We start from the raw sequence: 17,133 nt of genomic DNA, 5'->3' as shown, positions 1-17,133 counted from the left end.
TTTATTCGTACCAGCGATCACGCAGATAGAGATGGCTGTACTCTGGCTGGACGAGATCAGTGCCGGCGACCTCGAGCAGGTCGGCGGCAAAGGTGCTTCCCTGGGCGAGCTTACGGGTGCGGGGTTACCGGTGCCACCGGGATTCGTCGTAACGGCCGGCACGTATCGGCGGTTCATCGAGGACGCCGAAATCGACGAGGAACTGTTCGCCGCCGTCGACGTCGACGTCGACGACTCGGCCGCGTTGGCCGACGCGGCCGACCGCGCACAGGAACTCATCGTCGAGACGCCGTTCCCCGACGAACTGCGCGAGGAGATCCTCGAGAGCTACCGTGAGGTCGGCGACGGCGAGGCGTTCGTCGCCGTCCGATCGTCGGCGACCGCCGAGGACCTGCCCGACGCCTCGTTTGCGGGCCAACAGGAGACGTTCCTCAACGTCACCGAGGAAGACCTGCTGAATCGTGTTCGGGAGTGTTGGGCCTCGCTATTCACCCAGCGGGCGATCTACTACCGCCAGGAACAGGGATTCGACCACTCGGCAGTGAACATCGCGGTCGTCGTCCAGCAGATGGTCGACGCCGAGAAATCCGGCGTGATGTTCACGAGCCACCCCTCGACGGGCGATCCGACGATGATCATCGAGGCGGCGTGGGGCCTGGGCGAGGCCGTCGTCTCCGGTGCCGTCTCGCCGGACAACTACGTCATCGACCGGGAAGACAGGTCGATGGACCTCACCATCGCCGAGAAGAAGGTGATGCACGAGAAAGACGAGGAAACGGGGCAGACCGTCGAGCGCGACGTGCCCGAGGAGAAGCGAACGCAGCGGGTCATCTCCGACGACGAGATCGACGCGCTGATGGACCTCGGCGAGCGCGTCGAGGACCACTACGGCGAACCACAGGACGTCGAGTGGGCGATCGTCGATGGCGACGTCTACATGCTCCAGTCCCGGCCGATCACCACCATCGACGAGGACGAAACCGCCGCCGACGCGACCGGCAGCGTCGACCCGACGAAGGGGCTGACCGACGGCAGCGGCAGCGCCCAGACCGCCGATGGAAGCAGTGCCGCCGGTGCCACCGCCGACTCGAGTGTTGGTTCGGGCGAGGTCATCGTCGACGGACTGGGCTCGAGCCCCGGCACCGTAAGCGGGCCGGCGAAGATCGTCACCAAGCTCGACGACCTGGCGAAGGTCAGCGAGGGCGACATCATCGTCACCGAGATGACGATGCCCGACATGGTCCCCGCGATGAAACGAGCCTCGGGAATCATCACCGACGAGGGCGGCATGACCAGCCACGCCGCCATCGTCTCGCGGGAACTGGGGGTCCCAGCCATCGTCGGGACGACCAACGCCACGACCGTCCTGCAGGACGGCCAGGTCGTCACGCTCGACGGCGACAAGGGCGCGGTCCTCGAGGGAGCGACGGTCGAGCCCGACGAGGAGACCGAGCCCGTCGAGGAAGTCCGCCCGCAGTCGCCGGTCAAACCGATGACCGCGACCGAGGTCAAGGTCAACGTCTCCATTCCCGAAGCCGCCGAACGCGCGGCCGCGACGGGTGCCGACGGCGTCGGCCTGCTCCGCACGGAGCACATGATCCTCTCGCTGAACCAGACGCCAGAGAAGTTCATCGCCGAAAACGGCACGGATGCCTACATCACGGAACTGGTCGAAGGTATCCGCGGCGTCGCCGACGAGTTCTACCCCCGCCCCGTCCGCGTGCGCACCCTGGACGCCCCCACCGACGAGTTCCGCCAGCTCGAGGGTGGCGAAGACGAGCCCAACGAACACAACCCGATGCTCGGCTACCGGGGCATCCGCCGCTCGCTCGACCGCACCGACGTCTTCGCCCACGAACTCGAGGCGTTCCGCCGCCTCTACGAGCTGGGGTACGACAACGTCGAGATCATGCTCCCACTGGTCAACGACGCCGAAGACATCTATCGGGCCAAAGAGTGCATGAAGGATGCGGGAATCGACCCTGAGAAGCGCAAGTGGGGTGCCATGATCGAGACCCCCGCTGCGGCGCTCTCCGTCGAGGAGATGGCCGACGCCGGCATCGACTTCGCCTCCTTCGGAACCAACGATCTGACCCAGTACACGCTCGCGGTCGATCGCAACAACGAGCACGTCGCCGACCGCTTCGACGAACTCCACCCGGCCGTGTTGCGACTCCTCGGCGATGTCATCGAAACCTGCCGCGAACGCGGCGTCGATACGAGTATCTGTGGCCAGGCCGGCTCCAAACCGGAAATGGTCCAGTTCCTCGTCAACGAGGGTATCAGCTCCATCTCCGCGAACATCGACGCGGTTCGCGACGTCCAACACGAAGTCAAACGCGTCGAGCAGAAACTCCTGCTCGACTCGGTCCGGTAAGGAAACGGCGCTTCCGGAACCGCGTTTTTGGCCGACGAACGACGGACACAGTTGCGACCTCGAGAGAGGGTCGACCACGATGGTCTGGCCCGGTATCCCGTCACCGCAGCACGGAACCCGTCGGATATCCGATCGCTGTCGTGGGGAAAGGCCCATGGTGCAGCCCCGCTTCAGTTGACATATGAGCGACCGCTCGGACGAGGTAACCCGGAGTCAGGACGCTCCTGGCACCGACGATCTCCTCGAGGAGACGGACCGCCTGCTCTCGGAGTCGAGCGCCGACGTCAGCGATGCATCCCACGAGTCCGCGGAAACGTCCCCCGGCGCAGCCGGCGGTGATGGACGTCGGGAGTCTGCCGGCGGGTTCGATCGTGGACGGGACATCGAGCGCGAACTGCAGCCCGAATCCGACCGCGAAGCCGACACCGGCTCGTCGCGCTCGTGGCTCTCCCCGCTTACGTCGCGGCTCTCGCTCGGGGGCTATTTTTCGCCGAAGGGGTACCTCGGGCTCGTGCTCGTACTCAGTGCCAGCTTGCTGGCCGGGGCGACCGCGCTGCCGTTCGCCGGCCGTCTGATCGGCATGTTCGCCGCCGCCTTCGCTATCGGACTCCTCGCGTCGAAACGCCGCTACCTCGAGATGGGCGCGGCTGGCGCTTCCGTCGGCGGCGTTGGGGCAGTGCTCAATCACGTCTTCATCGCTGCCATGGGCACCGGACAAACGCTCGTGGCCGTCGGCGCGACCGTCGGACTCCTCGCGTCGGTCGTGGGTTACTACTTCGGCCGCGACCTTCGGGCCGGGCTCTCGAGGGACATCGACTGAGACGGGCTGTTGTCACTGCGTCCCGGCGCACTCACAGCGGGTCGTGGCTGGGCTGGCACCGACTAAGAGGAGTCGTATGAGCCGTGTCCGAGGACCGTGTTATCCGTTTGTGGTTAACTCCCAGCCGTCCTCGGTCCGGCGAACGATCCCGTTGTCGGCCATCACCTCGAGTAATTCAGCGACGACCTCGCGGGGAGCGTCGATGTCCTCGCTGAGGTCGCCGACTGATTTCGGTTCCGAGCGCACGCTCGCGAGCAGGTCGGCGTAAATCCGACTCTCCGGGCCAGCGCCAACGGTCTCCGAGATACTATCGAGGACGTCGTACAGCCGCCCCTGTACCCACCGCTGTGCCAACGAAAGTTCGTTTTCGAGCTGTTCGAGGTCTTCCAACGCGGCGAGCAATTCGTCGAGATCGTCGGTGTCGTCCAGGGTGGCATCGAACGTGAGGTGGCGACAGGTCGTGATATCGAAGCTGTTGTTCGAGGGATACGCGCTCTTGCTCGCGAAGCCGTAGGGAGAGACGTTCACCTCGAGTCGAACGTTGCGTGCGATATGAAAGTACTTCCGCCGCTGGTCGTCGACGCGGCTCTCGATCAGTCCTGCCTCCTCGAGTTTTCGCAAGTGTTCGATAACCGCCTTGGGACTCACACCGAGATATTCAGAAATTTCAGTAACATAACAGGGTTTGCGGGCGAGCAACCGAAGGATCCGCCTTCGGTTTTCGTTCCCGAGTAAATCCAACAACGCGGCGGAGTCCATCGAGTGGGGGTAAGTGACCGTCGCTGAAAAGCGTGTCTGCTTCCCGTACGCGAGACGGCGGCCGACGCCCCGCTCCGTCGGGACGGACCCCATCGCCGACCCGACAGCCGAACCGGAACGATAACAATTATCATACTTCCAGTGGGTCTTCCTCTCATGACAGACGAGCGTCGCACGACGAGTCTTTCCGCGACCGCACTCGCGTCTCGAATCCGAACGGGAGCGATCACGGCGACCGAGGCCGTCGAGGCCCACCTGGAGCGAATCGAGGACCGGGACGACGTGATCAACGCCTTCGTCACGGTCTGTGCGGACGACGCGCGCGAGGCCGCCGCCGAAGCCGACCGAGCGCTCGCGGACGGTGAGGAGGTGGGACCGCTTCACGGCGTGCCCCTGGCACTGAAGGACCTCGGCGCGCTGAAAGCGGGCGTCCGTCATACGTACGGTTCGGCGCTGTTCGCGGACCACGTCGCCGAGCGAACGTCGGCGATCGTCGAGCGACTCGAGGACGCCGGCGCGATCGTGATCGGGAAGACGAACACGCCGGAGTTCGGTCACAAGGGAACGACCGACAACGAGTTGATCGGGCCGACGGCGTCGCCGATCGACACCGACCTGAACGCGGGGGGCTCCTCGGGTGGTTCGGCGGCGGCGCTGGCCGCAGGGATGACGCCGATCGCGACGGGCAGCGACGCGGGCGGCTCGCTGCGCATTCCCGCCGCGGCGTGTGGCGTCTACGGATTCAAACCGACGTTCGGGCTGGTTCCGGACGACGGCCGACCGAGCGCGTTCGGCCGGGAACTCCAACACACGACGAAGGGACCGATGACTCGAACCGTCGAGGACGCCGCGCTGTTGCTCTCGTTGATGGACGGACCGCATCCGGACGACCCGAACAGCGTCCCGGTCGATATCGACTACCGTGGAGCCGTCGATCGACCGATCGACGACTATCGCATCGCATACAGCCCCGACCTCGACGTCTTTCCGGTCGTCGACGAGGTCCGTGCGGTCGCCGACGAGTCCGTCACCGCGTTTGCGGACGCGGGTGCGACGGTCGAGACCGTGACCGTCGATCACGGCTATTCGATGGCCGAGCTGACCGAGGCCGCGATGCCGGCGTATACGACCTCCGTTCTCGAGAACGCGACCCTCATCGAGGAGAACCACGGCGTCGACTTTCTGGACCAGTCCGAAGCGGTCTCCGACAGCCTGCTCGCGATGCTCCATGTCGCCGAGGAGTACGGCCCCGAGGACGTCGCCCGATCCGGCATCGTGCGGACGGGTGTATACGACGCCGTTCAGGACGTCCTCGCCGACTACGATCTGCTCGTGACGCCGACGCTCTCGCGAGCCGACCGCGGGCTCCGCGCCGACCTCGGTGCCGACGCCTGGGAGTGGCCGATGACCTGGCCGTTCAACTGGACCGGCCACCCCGTCGCGTCCGCACCCGCCGGGGTGACCGACCGTGGCCACCCCGTCGGCCTCCAACTCGTCGGGCGACGGTTCGCGGACGACGACGTCATCGCGGCGAGCGCGGCACTCGAGCGCGAGCGCCCCTGGAACCACCTGTACGAGTAGCAGCCGAGCGGGCCACGACTATCAGTCATACTCCCGTTCGGTCTCCGTCACGGGGTTTGGCTGTCGCAAGGCGAACCGCTGACCGGTACCAAAACCCCTTTTCGCACTTTGACCGTTCGATCGTACATGGCAACTCACGACGCCGATACCATTGGACCGGAGACGTGTCCGACTACCAGCGGGATACCGATGCTTGGCCTCGGCACCTGGCAAAACGAAGACCCCGAGCAGTGTACCGAGAGCGTCCGAACGGCCCTCGAGATGGGCTACCGTCACATCGATACGGCCCAGATCTACGACAACGAGGAAGCGGTCGGCGAGGGGGTCGCCGCCGCCGACGTCGACCGCGAGGATATCTTCCTCGCGACCAAGATCTGGATCTCGAACCTGTCACACGAGGACGTCCTCGAGACGGCTCGGAACAGTCTCGACCGGCTCGGCGTCGAGTACGTCGACCTACTGTACGTTCACTGGCCAATCGGGGAGTACGATCCTGAGGGGACCCTCTCGGCCCTTTCCGAACTCTACAACGAGGGACTGATCGAGAACGTCGGCGTCAGCAACTTCCAGCCCGAGCACCTCGAGGAGGCAGTCGATGTCTGTGACGCACCGATCGTCGCGAATCAGGTCGAGCTTCATCCGCTGCTTCCCCAGGCGGAGATCCGGGAAACCTGTGCAGACTACGATATCGAGGTCGTGGGCTACTCGCCGCTGGCGCGTGGGCGGGTCTTCGACCAGCCCGCGATCCAGGAGGTCGCCGCGAAACACGACGCCAGCGAGGCGCAGGTCAGCCTCGCCTGGGCGCGCGAGAAGGGCGTCATCGCGATTCCGAAGGCGACGGGCGAGGATCACATCAGCGACAACTGGGAGTCGCTGACGGTCGACCTCGACCCGGAGGATATCGATGCCATTGACGCCATCGACGAGACGAACCGTGCGGTCGATCCCGACTTCGCGCCCTGGAACTGATCGGCGACCGTCTCGTCTCGAGACGTCGCTTCGTGTCCCGGCCGTCCGGAACTCGCGTTCGCGACGTTGCCGAGCGCCCCGACGGGTGACGTGTCGTTGGTGAAGAAAAAGCAGGAAAGTTTACGGTACATCGGCTTTTTGGCTCGCGTATGTCTACCCGCTCACGAAGCGGTGGCGGTGGTGGGTTCGTCGGCGCGGTAAAAGCCGACGTCCGCCGGTTACACGGTGCCTGGATGGAACTCGTCTTCCGCCGGCAGCGTGGCCGCGGCCACTCCGTCATGGGCAAATGGAAACCCGAGACCCTCCCACAGAAGGTCGCTTACCACGCCTGGAGCGCGCTCGGAGTCCTCGGCTTGCTCGTCCTCTATCCGCTCACCGTTCTCGGCCTCGCGACCCGCTTCTACGCGGCGAAACTCGACTCGACGCAGACCCGTCTGGGTATCATCGGTGTCACGGCCATCGCGCTGCTGGGCTGGGGGCTGTTGACCCTCGCCTGGGGTGCGATGTCGTACATGGAACAGGTCGATATCCCCCTCGATGCGGTCCTCGCGGTCGCAGCGGCGAGTGGCGTCGCGACGGTTTCGACCGCACTCGCCGCGACGTGCTCGAAGCTCGGCGGTCGCGGGACGACGGTCGGCCTCGCGTACCCGTTCGCGATGACGGCGCTGTTTCTGCCACCCGTCGTCGCCGCGCTCGTGACGCCGTCGCTGCATCCCTACGTTCTCGATCCCAGCTACGGTTTCGCCGTCTGGGCGCTCGATAACGTGTTGTTCGTCGGCGGCCTGAGCGAGTACCTTCGCGAGAACTTCACCCTCGAAGGCGCTGCCTACGCCGGGATGTGGGTCGGAATCTCCTTCCCGCTGGGCTGGTTCCTCGGCGGCGTCGTCACGCTGGCGAACCTGGTTCGCCCATCGGAGTAGCCGTCGCTCCGCACCAACCGTCGTGAACGGAGTTCCGATTCCCGATAGCATTAGGTGTCCGCTTCCTAAGGATCGCACATGGAGTTCGATCTTCCAAAGACGGCAGTCGCGTTTATCGTCGTGATCGGGATCGGAATCGGGGGCATGATCGCCACCCCCATGGGAACAGACACCATACTGATGATGGTCGCGCCGTCGATGATCGTCTTCGGGCTGCTCATGCTCGTCCTGGGCGTCAAACACGGCGAGTACCGCGCCACGGGCCGATAGCAGCGGACTGGAATTTCGTTTTCGCCGATCGACCGATTTCTACCCAGCGGAACTGTGACGATCGCGATTCCGCGGGCGACGATCGCGCCCGCACTGCCGCCTCTTCGAGCGAGCGAACCGAAAAATCGCTACTTAGCGTCTCGAGCGGTCCTCGACCGCGGTCGGCCTACATGTAGCCCAGATCGCGCAGGCGCTCCATCAGGTCTTCCTTGTCCTGGGCGCGGCCGGCGCGTTCGGTGGTCCCCTCGAGGTCCTGCAGCCAGGCGGGGTCCTCGTCGCTCTTTTCGGTGCTGACTTCGCTGCCCAGCGAGCGGAAGCCGGCGAAGTACTTCGGTGAGATCGGGATGTCGTCCTGTTCGACGCCCTCGGGGAGGTCGTCGTCGGCTTCGGGAACGTAGCCCTCCTCGGGGAAGTTCTCGACCGTATCCGGCACCACGAAGTTCCAGAAGGCCTCCCACACTGCGGCCTCGTCGAACTGCAGGATGGGCTGGATGCGGTCGTGAGGCGGGTAGATGTCGGGGTCGTGACGGGGCGAGAAGAACGTCTCGTCGGCGCGGGCCTCCTGTTCGTCCCAGCGGACGCCGGAGATGACGCCGTCGATGTCGTGCGTCTCGAGCGCGTCGTTGAGCGCGACCGTCTTCAGCAGGTGGTTGCCGACGTAGGTGTCCAGCAGGAACGGGAAGGTGTCCTCCTCGTACTCGAGGATCTCGCGGACGTGGTGCTGGTTGTGCTCGGAGAGCTCCGAAATGTCGATGTCGTCGCCGGGCTCTAAGCCGTGTTCGTCGACGTACTCGCCGACGTCCTCGTTGCGCGCGTAGATGACCTCGAGGTCCCACTCGTCGGCCCAGTGGTCGACGAAGTCGTGGATCTCGTCGAAGTGCTGGTAGTGGTCGATGAAGACCGCGGGTGGTACCTCGAGGTCGAAGCGGTCGGCGACCTCCTTGATGAAGTACAGGGTGAGCGTCGAGTCCTTGCCGCCGGTCCACATGACCGCCGGGTTCTCGTACTCCTCGAGCCCCTCGCGGGTGACCTCGATCGCCTTCTCGATCTTGTCCTGAATGTGCTGGTAGTCGACGGGGTCTTCGCCGTTGCCGTCGTCGTAATCGACGTCGACGTAGTCGGGGAAGTTCTCGCTCATCTCGTAATTATATCTAATTAGGAGATGTAAATCCTTTGGGTCGGCGGAAAGGCCTGTCGGCATCCCGGATGCGACGCCCGATCCGCATACGGACCCGTGCCCGTCTCCCACCACTGGATCGCTTCGAACTCGCGGTGTCGACGGCACCCAATTCCGCCGTCCCGGGCAGGAACCGGGAATACGCCTCGGCTCGAGTGGGAACAAACGAACGTATTACTTCCTGGGTCACGACTGTCATCACATGACGAACGTAGATGGCGAGACGATCATCGTGACCGGTGCGAGTAAGGGATTGGGTCGGTCGATGGCACTGCACCTCTCGGGGCTCGGTGCGAACGTCGTCCTCGTGGCCCGAAGCGAAGACGAACTCGAGACCGTCGCGGACGAGGCGGACGGCGAGACGCTGGTCGCGCCGGCGGACGTTCGCGACTCCGACGCCGTCGACGAGGTCGTCCGATCGACGGTCGACCGGTTCGGCGGTATCGACACGCTGATCAACAACGCCGGAGTCCCGGGGCAACACTTCGGCGACGAACGCGGCTCGCTTCTCAACGTCGACGAAGACGAGTGGACTCGCATCATGGATATCAACGTCAACGGCGTCTACCGGTTCACGAAGCGCGTCCTCGAGGCGATGCTCGAGGCCGATCAGCCCTCGGGGAACGTCCTGAACGTCTCCTCGGGACTCGGCAGATACGCGGTCCCCAACGCCGCACCCTATATCACGTCGAAGTGGGGACTCGAGGGGTTCACCCGGGCGATCGCGCTCGAGGTCGAAGACGACGGGATCAACGTCAATGCGATAGATCCCGGCGGCCGGGTCAACACGCAGATCTGGGAGCACCTGCCCGAGGACGAGCGTACGGAGATCCTCCAACCCGACGTGATGGACGACGCCGCCGCGTTGCTCGCGGCGCAGGGACCCGACGGCGTGACCGGCGAATCGAAGACTACCGAGGAGTGGGAAGCATACTTCGAGTGACGGCGTCGCGCTCGACCTCGAGCGGCCTGCGGGAGTCTATCGCGTCGGGTGGACGGGACCGCTGAACGCGCGAGGCGTCAGGACGAGCCGAGTCGCCCCTGACAGGCGTGGCAAAACGTAACGCCCGCTCGATTGCGCGTTCCACACGCCGGACACCGGACGGTCGAGGAGTCGTCAGCCTCGATGCCGACGCCGCGTGCCAGCACGGCGAGCACGTCGTCTTGGTCCGTGATGTCGTGGTTGCTCCCGTGAGCCCGCGCCCACTCGTTGATCACATCGTCGTCGCGTAACCGCTCGAGCCCCCTGACCAGCCCCAGAAAGCAAAGCGTCGGGGCGATCATCACGAACCCTGCGACGGCGAGGCGGCCGAGGAGTTCGTACGATCCCGGATCGTCCATAGGCATCGTTGGCTGTGAGGAGTACAAACGTCTACCGCTGACCGATCGTCGGCGTGCTCGAGTGGCGGATCGATCTGCCGCGAGGAGCGGCACGCCAGTCACGTGGTGGGGATCACCCGATAGAGGCCACCGTCGTCGACCCCTGTTCCGAGCACGTACAGCTCCCCCGCTTCGTCACGGCCAAACGAGAGGAGTCGCTCGAGGCGGTCCCCGTCGGTGACCTCGACGACGGTAGTCGGCCACAGGTCGGTCCCGTCTTCGGGACGGGTGGCGGCGAACAACCGCCCCGCCGCCAGGAAATCACCGAAGACGTAGGCGTCCTCCAGTGCCGGCAGTTCACTGCCTCGGTATACGTAGCCGCCGATGACTGAGATGCCGGCCACGCCCGACTCCGTAGCCTCGCGTGGATACTCGATGATGGGATCGCGGAGCGACTCGCCACCTCGGACGTCGGCGGGCGTCTCGTCCGGGCAGTCCTCGTCACGGTAACAGTGAGTCCCCTCTTTGATGTTCCAGCCGTAGTTCCCGCCCTTCTCCACGAGGTTTACTTCCTCGTAGTCGTTCTCGCCGACGTCCGCGACGAAGAGGTCGCCGTCGTCGAACGACAGTCGCCACGGGTTCCGAAATCCCCAGGCGTAGTACTCGTCGAGCCCCGCGCGACCGACTAACGGATTGTCGTCCGGGACGGCGTACGCCCGGTCGCCGCTCCGCTCGTCGACGTCGAGCCGCAAGACGCTGCCGAGGAAATCCGTGGTCACGTCCTGTCCGCCGCCACCACCCCCGCCGCCGGCGCCGATCCCGACGTAGAGGAAGCCGTCCGGTCCGAACGCGATATCGCCGCCGTTGTGGTAGTCCTGTGGCTGTGGAATCTCGAGAATCACGCGTTCGGACTCCGGTTTCGCTCGGCTGCCGTCGTCGGTGACCTCGACCGCCGCGAGCACGCCTGTGTGGTCGAACGCCGCCGGCGTCCCCGATCGACGCGGGGAACTGTAGTGAACGAATAGCCGTCGGTTCTCCGCGAAGTCGGGGTGGAGCGTCAATCCCAGCAGGCCTCGTTCGCCACCGGTCGCGACCGTCTCGCGCAAGTCGAGTAACGGGTCATCGAGGAGGCCGTCCTGCTCGTGGACGACGACGCGGCCATCACGCTCCGCGACGTATCGCCGGTCGTCCTCGGGCGGGAATCCGACGGCCAGTGGTGACTCCAGGCCGTCGACTATCGGCTCGAGGTCCACCGTCTCCGGCAGCCGGTCGATAGCCGCGGGCGAATCGTGGTCACCGGTGGCCGACCCGATCGCGGATCCGATGACCCCCGCCGTCGCACCGACGATCGTCGCCGACAGGACCTGCCGTCGGCTCGGTGATGGTGCCATACCGATCGTGGTACGACCTCGAGGCGCAAATAGCCACAGGAGAGCGCGTCACTCGAGGCAGTCGCTGGTCGAATTCGAATCGCTCCGGTTGAACGTCGCCGCGAGAGCGCTCAGTCCGTGATGAACTTGTTATCTCGCCAGTTGACGCCGCCCTGCCCCGAGCCGTGGTCGCGTGGTCCTTCGACGACTTCGATGTCGGCTGGTCGCGGTTCGCCGTCGACGATCCGGGTCGCCTCGAGATCCCCGTCGTGTTCCGAAATCGCCGTCAGCGTGCCTTTCTCGGCGGCTTCGGCGATCCCACAGAGAACGAGGAACATCTGGTACTGGAGCAGCGAGTTCTGGAGGACGGTCTCGCGGTCGCCCTTGAACGCGGCGAACTCGACGAGTTCGGACTCGATCTCCTCTTCCTCCTCTTCGTCCCAACTGAACGACTTCTGTCTGCGCTCGTCCGGATCTTCCTCGTAGACCCGGTTTTCCGTGACGCTGGCCTTGAGCTGGGCCGTCGGGGTGTACTTGCTAACGGACTGATCCTCGGCGACCGCTTTCAGAATCAGCGTGTTGTTACGCCGCGTGATCTCGACGTCGGTGACTCCCTCGGGGAACGTCGCGTCGTCGATATGATCGCGGAGATCTTCGAGGGGCAATTCGAGCGTCGAGTGGAGCCGATAAACGTGTCTGGATTCCTCTGTTGACATAGTGGGAAGGTGTGTACGGCGATAGTCGTGATCTGTTAGTACGAGGGCGTGACTTATATGACCTGCTATTAGATTCGTGAGATGTCAAAATATATTAGTTTTCTTACGTATCAGTCTACACGTCGGTGAGCGTCGCCTCGAGTTCGCCACGCTCGTCGAGTTCCTCGAGGATGTCGGAGCCGCCGACGAATTCGCCGTCGACGAAGGTCTGTGGGATCGTCTCCCAGCCGCTCTCCTCGTTGAGTGCCACGCGGTACTCGTCGAGGGACTCGAGGACGTCGACGGTTTCGAACTCGTCGCGGTACTGGTCGATCAGGCCGAGCGCTTTCCGAGAGTACCCACACTGGGGCATCAGCTCGGTGCCTTTCATGAAGAGGACGACGTCGTTTTCCTCGATGGCATCGGTGACCTGCTGGGTGACTTCTTCCTGATCCTGACCCTGGTTCGGTGGGAACTCCATGCTCGCCTCTAGGGCGGTGATCGGGATATGCCTTGCGTCATCGACACTCTCCGGGCCCGTTCGCCCCCCGGCCGAAGACGAACCCGCAGGGACAAAGAGATCGATGTCACAGCGGACGGCAGGTCACCCCGCCCTCCCGGCCACGGCTTCAGCCGTGGGCGTTCGCGCTCGATATATCAGTCCGCCGCAGTCGGCGTCTCGAGAACCTCGAGTTTCTCCGCAGCGTAGCCGAACACGTCTCGGTAGCCGTTGGGAGACATGAGAACCGGGTAGAACGATTCGTCGGCGATCTGTTCGTCGCCGTCGGCCGCGGCGAAGGGGGCCCCCGCATCGACCTCCGTGAAGTTCTCCACGAAGACCTCGTAGGTGTCGGCCTGGCCCTTTCGGATGACGTCGACGAGTCGGTACACTGGGAGTTCGCGGCGGATGGTGTCGCCGGGCAACGCGTCGACTGCGGTGAGAAAGGCACGCGTCAGTCGGTCGGCGTTCTCGGCGGCCGTCTCCGAGCCCTGCAGTCCACACTCCACTTCGACCGTATCGATGGCCGAGAAGAGCCGTCCCTCCGCGAAGTTGCTCGTCTCGACCATGGCGGTCACGGGGAGTTGCGGGACGATGTCTTTGGCCGTCTCGCTGACGCCGTTGACGATCGCGAAGGGGTCGGCGTGGCTCTGCGTCGAATGCATCGAGAACGTGAGACACCCCTCGAGTTCGGCGACGAGTTCGTTCGCGAGCTGGCCTTCGTGTGTCTTCGCGCCCGGAGTCCCGGGAAACGCGCGATTGAGATCTTCGTCGATAAAACGCACCTGTCGCTCGAGGGCCGCCTCGTTGGCGACGACGAGCTTGACGGGCCGTTTGACGGTCGGGCGGTCGTCGAGCAGTCGTTCGACGGCGCGGACGCCACAGGGTTCGTCCCCGTGGATACCCGCGACGACTGCGATCTCCGGCGTTCCCGACCCAAGCTGTGCGACTCTCATTGTGAGATAGTTGGGCCGAGTCCTCAAAGGCGATTCGGTCTCTCACAACGCGAACCTGTCAGTGACCGCGACAGACCGACCACTGCCATGCTAACGCCTCCCGATGAGCAGTCACTCGGTCCCCCGGCGGGAGCCGACCTATCACGCACACCGAACGACGAGCTGGTTCGGTCAGTCCTCGAGCGAGTCGGCGTACTCGTAGTCGACGGCGCGAGCGACCGGGCGCTCGCCGTCGAGCGGAATCGCCCAGCCGTCGATCCGCGTCGGATCCTCGAGGGCCTCGGTAAGCGCCGTTCGGACCGCGAGGACGTCGACCCCGTAGTAATCGGTCGGGACGTCCTGCAGGTACTGGCGTGCGGTCTCGAAGAGGCTCCGCATCCCGTCGTCGTTGTCGAAGTCGACGCGTTTGTAGGCTCCCGCGGCGACCTGGACCATCCCGTGACAGAACCTGCTCTCGAGCGAGCCGGTGCCGTAGTTGTACCACTCGTCCTCGAAGCAATCGTGGGACTCGTGGAACGCGCCGTCGTTGAACAGCCTGACGCCGTGGCCGGTCGCCCGGCGCAGCGTCGCGTGCTCCCAGCGACCCGCGGCGGGGTCCCAGCCCGTCGGATTCCCGTCGGGCGGCTCGACCGTGGGGTCGCGGGTGTGGTCGTCCATGGACGTACGAAAGATCGCAGTGCGGGTAATTTCGTCGGTTTGGGACATCCTATTCGCGTGTAAGCACGGAATTTATGTCGTTACGGGCCGCCATATACATTCGATGAGCCAGCCCTACGGCCGGTGTCAGCACTGCGGCGAACGCCTCTACGCACACATCGAGGGGGGCTACCAGTGTCTGAACTGCGATCGGCGGTACGCGGAGGCGGCGCTCGAGGACCAACCGACGTAAGCCGGTCGTTCCGACTCGACCGGTTCGACGGACTCGAGTACCCCCGGCCTACCGCTCGGGGACAGCGGACGGAATCGCTTCGCTGCGAGCGCGCTAGGACGGGGATATGATACCTGATTTCGTCTGGGACCGTCATTCGAACCCGAGTCGCCGTCGGACGACTGGATGGCCACCGTCGTCCGCGCCGAACGACAGTGGATCGATCGCGGACGGTCGTTTATCGGCGTGGGCTTTCCGCAGGTGTTGAACTTCGCTCAGTTCCCGGTGTTCGCGTACAACGTCTACGCCGTGTACGAGCGACGCCCCCTCGAGACGGTCGTCGCGACTGCGGCGACGATGGGGCTGAAACTGTGGTTCGTCGCCGAACTGGTCCGGCGCTACGACGGGGCGGACACCGCCTCGGCCAGCCGCTCCGGCGGGCGTCGCTGACCCGACCGACCGGGACGGCACCGACCGACTGGCAACAGGAATCGGACGATTTAACCGCGACGGGCGTCTCAGATGCAACTGCGTGCGAGGGTAGCCAAGCGGTCAACGGCGGCGGACTCAAGATCCGCTCTCGTAGGAGTTCGTGGGTTCGATCCCCTCCCCTCGCACTCACCATAGTGCGCGGCAAGACGGAGCGTCTTGCCCTCGCAAACTTCTGACGCAAATCGTCATTGTCTGGGAGACGGAGCCATAATGACAGTACCGTCCGCCTCGATTCAGTGTAAAACGAACAGGTCGTTGAGTGAATTGGTTAGGATGCTCGCAGACCTGCTCAGCGGGAGCTACGAGGCGGATGTAGAAGAATCGTGGGAGAACGAGCGGACGGCGACGCCCGTCAGGGCGTTCGTCGTCCGCCTCCATCAGACCGGTTGTTCGCTTCGGGAGACAACAACGATCCTCGCTGACTGAGGCGTTGAACGCTCTCACGGAGCAGTCTGCGAACTGTGCACGAGGTGAGAATTCAGTTCTTCCTCATTTAGCGTTTCGTACGTAATGTTCCACTTTTTCCAAACGGTTTCTGAGATTGTATACAACCACACATAAGCTAATAATCAAACCGAACATCACTCCAATTACTGAGCCGATAAACCCATCAACAACCATACCAAAGAACCCACAGACCAAAACTGGTAGTGTAATCAACATTGGTTCTACTATTCTAATTCCCATCGCGAATATGTTGTTTGGATACAGTTATAATATCTCTGTTGTCGACTATATTTTTCTCTTACTTGTCACGGGTTTCGCAAGCCGTTCAGAATGAAGAAACAGGGCAACGGTCTACCGATACCCTCGCGACTGTGATGTCGTGTTTGTCCTCCCGAGAAGGGTGTGGGGCGGTCGAGCTGTCCCGAGATGGCGTATGACTTCTGAGCGACAGCACCCACGAGACTGTGGTATTGATCGAACACCAACTCACCGGCACTCCTCCAAGCCACCCTGGTCCACCCTCGAGTTGCGCGTTCCGACCGATCGGAGTCGAGAACCACTCATTTCGTTCGTCGAGTGTGTTCTCGTCGAACTCACACATGCAGATGTCGGTGCCGAGTATCGATCGTCGAACGGTTGGGGAGTCGAACGAACCCAGTACATCGCCACCGAGACGCCTGGTCAACTCTTCAGGAAGCGCCATTATGATGAACGGCTTGGCTGGCACGAACAGACGATGTCTCGGCAGGATGTGCGTGATGAACTGATCAACCGTCTTGCACGGCCCGCGTCACTGGCGACGAACCGGAGTCATCCCTATCCTGCTGAGGAATCAGAGACGTTCCAGGTGAAGCTAACGTGGAAACTACGAACTGGCCCACAGACTGGTGAGAGGGAGCCATCAGCTATCAATGTGCCAGTCCGTTGTCCGTTCTTCATCGAAGTACGATCTTTGCCAGAATGAGTCGTGAAATCATCGAGAGTAGAGAAGAAATGATACGGACACCCGGCCTCACCCACTCGGGAAACTATTCCTCGAAGTAAGAATTATGTCGGCAGCCACGCAAGAACGAGTATGTCCAATATCGAGTCTCCAGATGATCCCCCATCCTTTGAGGATGCGTTTCGTGACGATGACGTTGAACAGCGCATCTACGGGACAATCCTTCAGACTCGCGAGCCTGCAACGGCGAGCGCTATCGCAGAACAGGCCGAATGCGACCCAAAGACAGCCCGAAAATATCTGGGCTGGTTCAGCGACCTCGGAATCGTCACGCACCACGATGGGCATCCGACGACCTACGAGCGCAATGATGCATACTTCCAGTGGCGGCGCATCAACCAACTCGCTGCCGAGCACACCGTCGACGAACTTCAAGAGCACGTCCGCACGCTCACGACACGGATTACCGAGTACGAAGACACGTACGATGCCACAACGCCGGCAGCCGTCGACGCTGTCGATGCTGCAGAGACGAGCGACGAACGGACAATCGACGATGTGTATAGCGACCTTGCCGACTGGGCGACCGCTCGAGATGAGCGCAAGCGCTACGAACGCGCCCGTCAGCAACGCGCTGGCGCTGAGACCGACCACGCATCCGGGTAATCCC

Annotated in this window: 18 protein-coding genes, 1 tRNA gene and 1 pseudogene; 12 read left to right on the top strand and 8 right to left on the bottom strand. The window is 63.6% G+C overall.

Going from position 1 to position 17,133, the window contains the following annotated elements; genetic code table 11:
- Positions 1-31: 31 nt before the first annotated feature.
- Together ppsA and CP557_RS04845 are read left to right on the top strand one after the other, a co-directional pair.
- Positions 32-2,377, top strand: a complete 2,346-nt coding sequence (gene ppsA / locus CP557_RS04850) for a phosphoenolpyruvate synthase (protein ID WP_097378865.1) — start codon at positions 32-34, stop codon at positions 2,375-2,377.
- A gap of 181 nt (positions 2,378-2,558) precedes the next feature.
- Positions 2,559-3,197 carry a hypothetical protein gene (locus CP557_RS04845; protein ID WP_097378864.1) on the top strand — a complete coding sequence of 213 codons (639 nt, stop codon included), beginning with the start codon at positions 2,559-2,561 and terminating at the stop codon, positions 3,195-3,197.
- 99 nt (positions 3,198-3,296) lie between these two features.
- Here the strand turns inward: CP557_RS04845 and CP557_RS04840 are convergent, their stop codons facing one another.
- Entirely contained in the window at positions 3,297-3,956 is a 660-nt protein-coding gene (locus CP557_RS04840) for an ArsR/SmtB family transcription factor (RefSeq protein ID WP_097381533.1), read from the bottom strand.
- A 156-nt stretch (positions 3,957-4,112) separates the two neighbouring features.
- Here CP557_RS04840 and CP557_RS04835 point away from each other — a divergent pair, with 156 nt between their 5' ends.
- From CP557_RS04835 to CP557_RS04820, 4 genes are all read left to right on the top strand, one after another.
- Positions 4,113-5,537 (top strand): amidase, encoded by a 1,425-nt coding sequence (locus CP557_RS04835; RefSeq protein WP_097378863.1) that lies wholly within the window; start codon positions 4,113-4,115, stop codon positions 5,535-5,537.
- Positions 5,538-5,663: 126 nt separating this feature from the next.
- The gene (locus tag CP557_RS04830) at positions 5,664-6,506 is read left to right on the top strand and encodes an aldo/keto reductase (protein WP_097378862.1); all 843 of its coding nucleotides are present in this window, start codon (positions 5,664-5,666) and stop codon (positions 6,504-6,506) included.
- Between the two features lie 149 nt (positions 6,507-6,655).
- Positions 6,656-7,426: a hypothetical protein gene (locus tag CP557_RS04825; protein WP_097378861.1), complete on the top strand. Its 771-nt coding sequence runs from the start codon at positions 6,656-6,658 to the stop codon at positions 7,424-7,426.
- A 78-nt stretch (positions 7,427-7,504) separates the two neighbouring features.
- Positions 7,505-7,696: a DUF7333 family protein gene (locus CP557_RS04820; RefSeq protein WP_097378860.1), complete on the top strand. Its 192-nt coding sequence runs from the start codon at positions 7,505-7,507 to the stop codon at positions 7,694-7,696.
- A gap of 166 nt (positions 7,697-7,862) precedes the next feature.
- Here the strand turns inward: CP557_RS04820 and CP557_RS04815 are convergent, their stop codons facing one another.
- Positions 7,863-8,834, bottom strand: a complete 972-nt coding sequence (locus CP557_RS04815) for a phosphoadenosine phosphosulfate reductase family protein (protein ID WP_097378859.1) — start codon at positions 8,832-8,834, stop codon at positions 7,863-7,865.
- Positions 8,835-9,075: 241 nt separating this feature from the next.
- Here CP557_RS04815 and CP557_RS04810 point away from each other — a divergent pair, with 241 nt between their 5' ends.
- On the top strand, positions 9,076-9,816 hold the full coding sequence (locus tag CP557_RS04810) for an SDR family NAD(P)-dependent oxidoreductase (RefSeq protein WP_097378858.1): 741 nt from the start codon (positions 9,076-9,078) through the stop codon (positions 9,814-9,816).
- A 77-nt stretch (positions 9,817-9,893) separates the two neighbouring features.
- Here CP557_RS04810 and CP557_RS04805 read toward each other — a convergent pair whose 3' ends face one another.
- The 6 genes from CP557_RS04805 to CP557_RS04780 all read right to left on the bottom strand — a co-directional run bounded on the left by CP557_RS04805 (position 9,894) and on the right by CP557_RS04780 (position 14,370).
- Complete coding sequence (locus CP557_RS04805; RefSeq protein ID WP_097378857.1) at positions 9,894-10,214, bottom strand: DUF7577 domain-containing protein; 321 nt, start codon at positions 10,212-10,214, stop codon at positions 9,894-9,896.
- Positions 10,215-10,312: 98 nt separating this feature from the next.
- Positions 10,313-11,584, bottom strand: a complete 1,272-nt coding sequence (locus tag CP557_RS04800) for a PQQ-dependent sugar dehydrogenase (protein ID WP_097378856.1) — start codon at positions 11,582-11,584, stop codon at positions 10,313-10,315.
- Positions 11,585-11,694: 110 nt separating this feature from the next.
- Positions 11,695-12,279: a DUF7110 family protein gene (locus tag CP557_RS04795; RefSeq protein WP_097378855.1), complete on the bottom strand. Its 585-nt coding sequence runs from the start codon at positions 12,277-12,279 to the stop codon at positions 11,695-11,697.
- Positions 12,280-12,394: 115 nt separating this feature from the next.
- On the bottom strand, positions 12,395-12,739 hold the full coding sequence (locus tag CP557_RS04790; protein ID WP_097378854.1) for a glutaredoxin family protein: 345 nt from the start codon (positions 12,737-12,739) through the stop codon (positions 12,395-12,397).
- A 176-nt stretch (positions 12,740-12,915) separates the two neighbouring features.
- Positions 12,916-13,713, bottom strand: a complete 798-nt coding sequence (locus CP557_RS04785) for a M14 family metallopeptidase (RefSeq protein WP_097378853.1) — start codon at positions 13,711-13,713, stop codon at positions 12,916-12,918.
- Between the two features lie 171 nt (positions 13,714-13,884).
- A complete protein-coding gene (locus tag CP557_RS04780; RefSeq protein WP_097378852.1) occupies positions 13,885-14,370 on the bottom strand; it encodes a DUF309 domain-containing protein in 486 nt (161 codons plus the stop codon).
- A gap of 103 nt (positions 14,371-14,473) precedes the next feature.
- On the opposite strand from CP557_RS04780, the gene CP557_RS23250 reads away from it, so the two are divergent.
- The 5 genes and pseudogenes from CP557_RS23250 (at position 14,474) to CP557_RS04755 (ending at position 17,129) form a co-directional block, all read left to right on the top strand.
- A complete protein-coding gene (locus tag CP557_RS23250; protein ID WP_281255550.1) occupies positions 14,474-14,602 on the top strand; it encodes a hypothetical protein in 129 nt (42 codons plus the stop codon).
- A gap of 165 nt (positions 14,603-14,767) precedes the next feature.
- Positions 14,768-15,031, top strand: coding sequence for a hypothetical protein (locus tag CP557_RS04775; protein ID WP_097378851.1), 264 nt, complete (start codon positions 14,768-14,770; stop codon positions 15,029-15,031).
- 84 nt (positions 15,032-15,115) lie between these two features.
- Positions 15,116-15,198: transfer RNA gene (locus CP557_RS04770), tRNA-Leu, on the top strand.
- A 148-nt stretch (positions 15,199-15,346) separates the two neighbouring features.
- Positions 15,347-15,496, top strand: a pseudogene (locus CP557_RS04765) (IS6 family transposase); the annotation flags it as partial.
- A 1,099-nt stretch (positions 15,497-16,595) separates the two neighbouring features.
- The gene (locus CP557_RS04755; protein WP_097378850.1) at positions 16,596-17,129 is read left to right on the top strand and encodes a DUF7342 family protein; all 534 of its coding nucleotides are present in this window, start codon (positions 16,596-16,598) and stop codon (positions 17,127-17,129) included.
- The last annotated feature ends 4 nt before the right edge of the window (positions 17,130-17,133 follow it).

The sequence above is a fragment of the Natrinema ejinorense genome (assembly GCF_002494345.1).
Lineage (GTDB): Archaea > Halobacteriota > Halobacteria > Halobacteriales > Natrialbaceae > Natrinema > Natrinema longum.
The sequence above is the reverse complement of the archived record's forward strand: the minus strand, read 5'-3'. Positions and strand labels throughout refer to the sequence as shown.

What these genes read in the sequence shown, in the direction of transcription:
- ppsA (WP_097378865.1), top strand. Translation starts at nt 32, where the DNA reads ATGGCTGTACTCTGGCTGGACGAGATCAGTGCCGGCGACCTCGAGCAG.
- CP557_RS04845 (WP_097378864.1), top strand. Translation starts at nt 2,559, where the DNA reads ATGAGCGACCGCTCGGACGAGGTAACCCGGAGTCAGGACGCTCCTGGC.
- CP557_RS04840 (WP_097381533.1), bottom strand. Translation starts at nt 3,956, where the DNA reads ATGGACTCCGCCGCGTTGTTGGATTTACTCGGGAACGAAAACCGAAGG.
- CP557_RS04835 (WP_097378863.1), top strand. Translation starts at nt 4,113, where the DNA reads ATGACAGACGAGCGTCGCACGACGAGTCTTTCCGCGACCGCACTCGCG.
- CP557_RS04830 (WP_097378862.1), top strand. Translation starts at nt 5,664, where the DNA reads ATGGCAACTCACGACGCCGATACCATTGGACCGGAGACGTGTCCGACT.
- CP557_RS04825 (WP_097378861.1), top strand. Translation starts at nt 6,656, where the DNA reads ATGTCTACCCGCTCACGAAGCGGTGGCGGTGGTGGGTTCGTCGGCGCG.
- CP557_RS04820 (WP_097378860.1), top strand. Translation starts at nt 7,505, where the DNA reads ATGGAGTTCGATCTTCCAAAGACGGCAGTCGCGTTTATCGTCGTGATC.
- CP557_RS04815 (WP_097378859.1), bottom strand. Translation starts at nt 8,834, where the DNA reads ATGAGCGAGAACTTCCCCGACTACGTCGACGTCGATTACGACGACGGC.
- CP557_RS04810 (WP_097378858.1), top strand. Translation starts at nt 9,076, where the DNA reads ATGACGAACGTAGATGGCGAGACGATCATCGTGACCGGTGCGAGTAAG.
- CP557_RS04805 (WP_097378857.1), bottom strand. Translation starts at nt 10,214, where the DNA reads ATGGACGATCCGGGATCGTACGAACTCCTCGGCCGCCTCGCCGTCGCA.
- CP557_RS04800 (WP_097378856.1), bottom strand. Translation starts at nt 11,584, where the DNA reads ATGGCACCATCACCGAGCCGACGGCAGGTCCTGTCGGCGACGATCGTC.
- CP557_RS04795 (WP_097378855.1), bottom strand. Translation starts at nt 12,279, where the DNA reads ATGTCAACAGAGGAATCCAGACACGTTTATCGGCTCCACTCGACGCTC.
- CP557_RS04790 (WP_097378854.1), bottom strand. Translation starts at nt 12,739, where the DNA reads ATGGAGTTCCCACCGAACCAGGGTCAGGATCAGGAAGAAGTCACCCAG.
- CP557_RS04785 (WP_097378853.1), bottom strand. Translation starts at nt 13,713, where the DNA reads ATGAGAGTCGCACAGCTTGGGTCGGGAACGCCGGAGATCGCAGTCGTC.
- CP557_RS04780 (WP_097378852.1), bottom strand. Translation starts at nt 14,370, where the DNA reads ATGGACGACCACACCCGCGACCCCACGGTCGAGCCGCCCGACGGGAAT.
- CP557_RS23250 (WP_281255550.1), top strand. Translation starts at nt 14,474, where the DNA reads ATGAGCCAGCCCTACGGCCGGTGTCAGCACTGCGGCGAACGCCTCTAC.
- CP557_RS04775 (WP_097378851.1), top strand. Translation starts at nt 14,768, where the DNA reads ATGGCCACCGTCGTCCGCGCCGAACGACAGTGGATCGATCGCGGACGG.
- CP557_RS04755 (WP_097378850.1), top strand. Translation starts at nt 16,596, where the DNA reads ATGTCCAATATCGAGTCTCCAGATGATCCCCCATCCTTTGAGGATGCG.